The following is a 4,038-nucleotide window of genomic DNA, read 5'->3' on the forward strand; positions in this document are numbered from 1 at the left end:
AAGGGTTCTCTGACTAAAAGAACGGTTTGTCACCAGATTCCTCTGTAACCCTTGGTATCACTAGGCTGCAGCCAAAAAATCGATTTCAATATCGCTTAGCAGAAAATCGATAACCTCTTGAATATTAATAGAAACTTTTCGGTTGTAAAATTCATACTTTCCAATGAAACTAATGTGCTGCCATGCAACTGGTGATAATCGACTGATTTTACTAGCTTTGTCTGGTTCTTCTGCGAGATGTAATTGATAAAGGTGAGATAATAAAGTCGCATTATAGAAAATCACTGCATTGGCTATTAGCCGGATCGACTCTGCCGCAATATCCAATTCTATTTCATTTTTACCTCTAAGGGACTTACCACCGCTGACTTTCGCTATTGTTGCACTTAATTGATGATAAGACTCACCACGACATAGAGAAGATTGCACCACCGTTCGCATTTCTTGGCTATCAATGTAGTCCAGCAAATAATCAGACATCATAATTTGATCTAAGGCGATAAGCGCCTTAAGTGTTGGATTGGTTTTAAAAGACGATAACTTACGAACAATCTGGCTTTGCGTCGTTTGCTTTAAGGCCAACGACACTAAGATCCTAAGTATGTTGTCCCATTCTTTGATGATGAGGGATTTATCTACTTGCTTACTCGGTTTGATAATATATTGTTCGTAGTGAGATGCCTTATGGAAGCCAACCAATTTGCTGTCAGCTGTTTCTGCTATTTTGGTAAATCTAGGCATAAATTTATAGCCAAACAGGTTCATCAGAGCAAAATTCACCCGATTAATACTATGCATATCACCCGAAACCGCTGTAACCTCTACATCAGAGGTGTTACTTTCTACTATATCGAGTAAGAAGTGAGATTCATGTTCATTAGCCCCGATAACTTTTAAACATAGAGGCATATGGTTGGCACTGAGTGAGTACATAACCACGCCCCGCATCGTTCCAAAGTATTTTTTTGAATAACGTGATTTTATCGTATTGTATCTTGTCGTAAATTTCTGCCCGTCAACACTCGCGTGTACCCCATAGTCTGATAAATTATATTGATTAAATATAGGTAGCTTGGCTGTGTGATTCACAATCACATCACTGGCAGCACAGAGAGTTTGGCTACGTTGAAAGTTTTTATTAACGTTATCCAGATCCTTTTCTTTTATATCACTAATATCCTTCATCTTTTTGGTTTCTAAACCGGTAGCATTGGCAAGTATACAGGCGTTCAGTACTTCTGCTTCAGGAATGCTTTTAGCATATTTAGGCTGCAGATGAGTAAACGCCGCCAAAAAATCGGTTTGTTCATCGACAAACCGAAGAACATCTCCGATCCCCGATACAGGTAACTTTTCATAGAAAGGATTATTAATTCCGTCATCAAACCGTACATAGGGGAGCGTCCATTTTATCCGCTCTCTTCGTTTGTTGTATCGCAGTTTTAGAGTGGCGTTTTCTCCTGTTTCTATCCGCTGATTAACATCAATATATTTCTGCTCCAAACATGTCTCAAGTCTGTCTAATAACGCTGTGATATTCATGGAGAGAAGCGGCATATTAAGCTCAGCGAGAAGCGTATGCTTGTGATTGGTCCAGTATTCGATATCAATTAATTCATCTTCAAGCGCTCGGTAGCCATTACTGTCTTTAACGAACACGGTACCATCAGCCAGTCCTTTAAATAGCTGCAGATAAACCATAAATTCATAACGATTGCCGTCTATTTTCTTTAGCACTTGCCCATGGTTATCTCGCGCTTTATAGGTCAGGAATTTTCTGGCTGACTTTGGAAAGAAGCCCATAGGAACATCGTTATATCGATATGATTTGAAGGCATGATGATGAGCTAAATGTTGCTTTAAGAATTCAACTGACTTTGACATTTCATCCATAGCACAAGTAAATTCGAGAGCATTAAATAACGGGCGTAAGTTCATTTTTATCTTTGAAGACAACTTGCCGTAGTGCTCCCAACGGTAATACTCACGGTTTAAATTCGGCTTTTTAAAATCACTTAAAAATTGTTTATAATCCGATCGAGGAATGATTGAGAAAACATGCTCTCGAACCTTCTCATCCGGGATTTTTTGATTAATATTGACCGCAAGCACGTCACAAGCTTGGCTTCTCATCAGTTTATCTACCGCTTCGACAGTATCAACTTTTGCACGTTGGTATTCATCGGCGGAAGCCGTATAAAGGTTCACTTTAAAATTCAGGCTAGCAACCAAATGGTCATTAATTTTTAGAAATCGGCGGTGAGCATAGCAAAGTAAATAGAGCCGAACTAAATTGATACTTTTTAATTGTTTAAGTTTTTGGATAGTATAAAATTCGGCCAAATTGGCGTAGTAAATAATATTTTGCTCTGAGATCCCTAGATCAGGTATTAACCGCTGTGAAGCGGCGTAGATCTCCCTCAGCATCTGTTGTTTTGCCACACAGCGCTTAACTTCTGTGGTATTAAAACTTTTTTGATCTCTTTTCAATAACGTAAGATTGTAGAATAGATCTTCATTGTCTAATAGCGTATCTAGCGCGGCCCGCAATGGTTTATCTGCTGCCGTATAGAGCTTGTTAGTCAGGCGCTGTTGCTCATACCTAAGTGCTTCAGACACCATATATTGTAAAGTAGAATAAGCAGGTTTAATCACCTTTTTATGCAAACAAGAATCAAGCAATTCCTGCAGCACAAATTTAGGTAAAGCATGTCGCTTAGCCAGTGATTTGGCTTCTCTTAACAGACAGGCTTCAAAGTCGGAGTCTGGCGCCACGAGCTTAAGTCTGCTCATTACTTCTGCGCGGTTGTCGTAATGATAATTTTTGGATATTTGCTTTTTAGGGAAAGGCTTCCCAGGGAAGTAGTGGCGTAAGATAAAAGCCACATCTTGCTTTTGTTGTTGAAAGCTGAATTTAAAGAAATAATTAACGGCTCGACCGTAACCTAATTGTAGGATGTAGTTAATCTTCCTTGGTGTGCTTCCTAATCGTTCAAGGTACCTTTTATCATCAGCATCCAGACTAAAGAGGAAGCTACGCTCCTCATCATCGAGCGTCGGGATCGTGTATAGCGATTCGATCTCATCCTTTGTTAATATAGCAAGACGTGCCATAGCTGATAGCCACCTAAAGTAAGAGCAAAAAAGTGATTAACGCTCAGATGCTGGTAACCACCTATATAATGTTGGCACTGATATCCCTAAATCTTGGGCTACATCTTTCACCGGAATACCATCAGCCAGAAGTCGTTTCGCTGATTGGAGTTTAGAATTGGTCATTCGTCGTTTACGGCCACCAACTCGCCCCCGTTGGCGAGCAGCATCCAACCCCGCTTTTGTTCGCTCAACAAGTAACTCTCGCTCCATTTGGGCTAAACTGGCCATCATATGGAAAAAAAATCGACCTGCTGGCGTGGAAGTATCGATATTATCAGTTAGGCTTTTAAAGTGGATCCCGCGTTGTTCAAATTGACCCACCATAGTTATCAGGTCTTTAACGCTACGTCCAAGCCGGTCCAGCTTCCAAACTACAAAACAATCCCCCTGACGAAGATCATTCAATGCCAACTGTAACCCTTCACGCGAAGCGGCATTTGAACCACTTGCTTGATCCTGGTAAATTTTTTCGCAACCAATGTGATTAAGGGCGTTAATTTGTAAGTCTAATTCTTGGTCTTTAGTCGAAACTCGTGCGTAACCTATTTGCATAACCACTCAAAATTATCAAAACTCATTAAATAGTACTTAGATGAGAATCTAATTTCAAGATGGGTTTGTGAGAACATGAAAGCCAGTAAAATAGATGATCGATATTGATCTGGGAATCGTTCTCACAAACGAACGTTTGTGAGAAGGTCTAGATAGATTTTTAAGAGAATAATTTTTATGAATTCTCTTGAAAATAAATCATCTTAAAATTCAGCCACTTAACTAGTGCGCAATGGTGGGTTTTAAAATCGATATTTTGGTTGTATCCCTTTGATACCAAGGGTTACAGAGGAGTCTGGTGACAAACCGTTCTTTTAGTCAGAGAACCCT

2 protein-coding genes are annotated in these 4,038 nt (G+C 39.8%); both read right to left on the bottom strand.

Translation table 11 applies throughout. The features are described from left to right. Window positions 1-60: 60 nt before the first annotated feature. Window positions 61-3,114: a Tn3 family transposase gene (locus C9J12_RS29595; RefSeq protein WP_107246997.1), complete on the bottom strand. Its 3,054-nt coding sequence runs from the start codon at window positions 3,112-3,114 to the stop codon at window positions 61-63. Window positions 3,115-3,150: 36 nt separating this feature from the next. After that, the gene (locus C9J12_RS29600) at window positions 3,151-3,708 is read right to left on the bottom strand and encodes a recombinase family protein (RefSeq protein WP_105064521.1); all 558 of its coding nucleotides are present in this window, start codon (window positions 3,706-3,708) and stop codon (window positions 3,151-3,153) included. Window positions 3,709-4,038: the final 330 nt, after the last annotated feature.

Source organism: Photobacterium frigidiphilum, from assembly GCF_003025615.1.
Taxonomy (GTDB): Bacteria; Pseudomonadota; Gammaproteobacteria; order Enterobacterales; family Vibrionaceae; genus Photobacterium; species Photobacterium frigidiphilum.

Coding starts and splice junctions, on each gene's coding strand:
- C9J12_RS29595 (WP_107246997.1), bottom strand. CDS start 3,114: ATGGCACGTCTTGCTATATTAACAAAGGATGAGATCGAATCGCTATAC.
- C9J12_RS29600 (WP_105064521.1), bottom strand. CDS start 3,708: ATGCAAATAGGTTACGCACGAGTTTCGACTAAAGACCAAGAATTAGAC.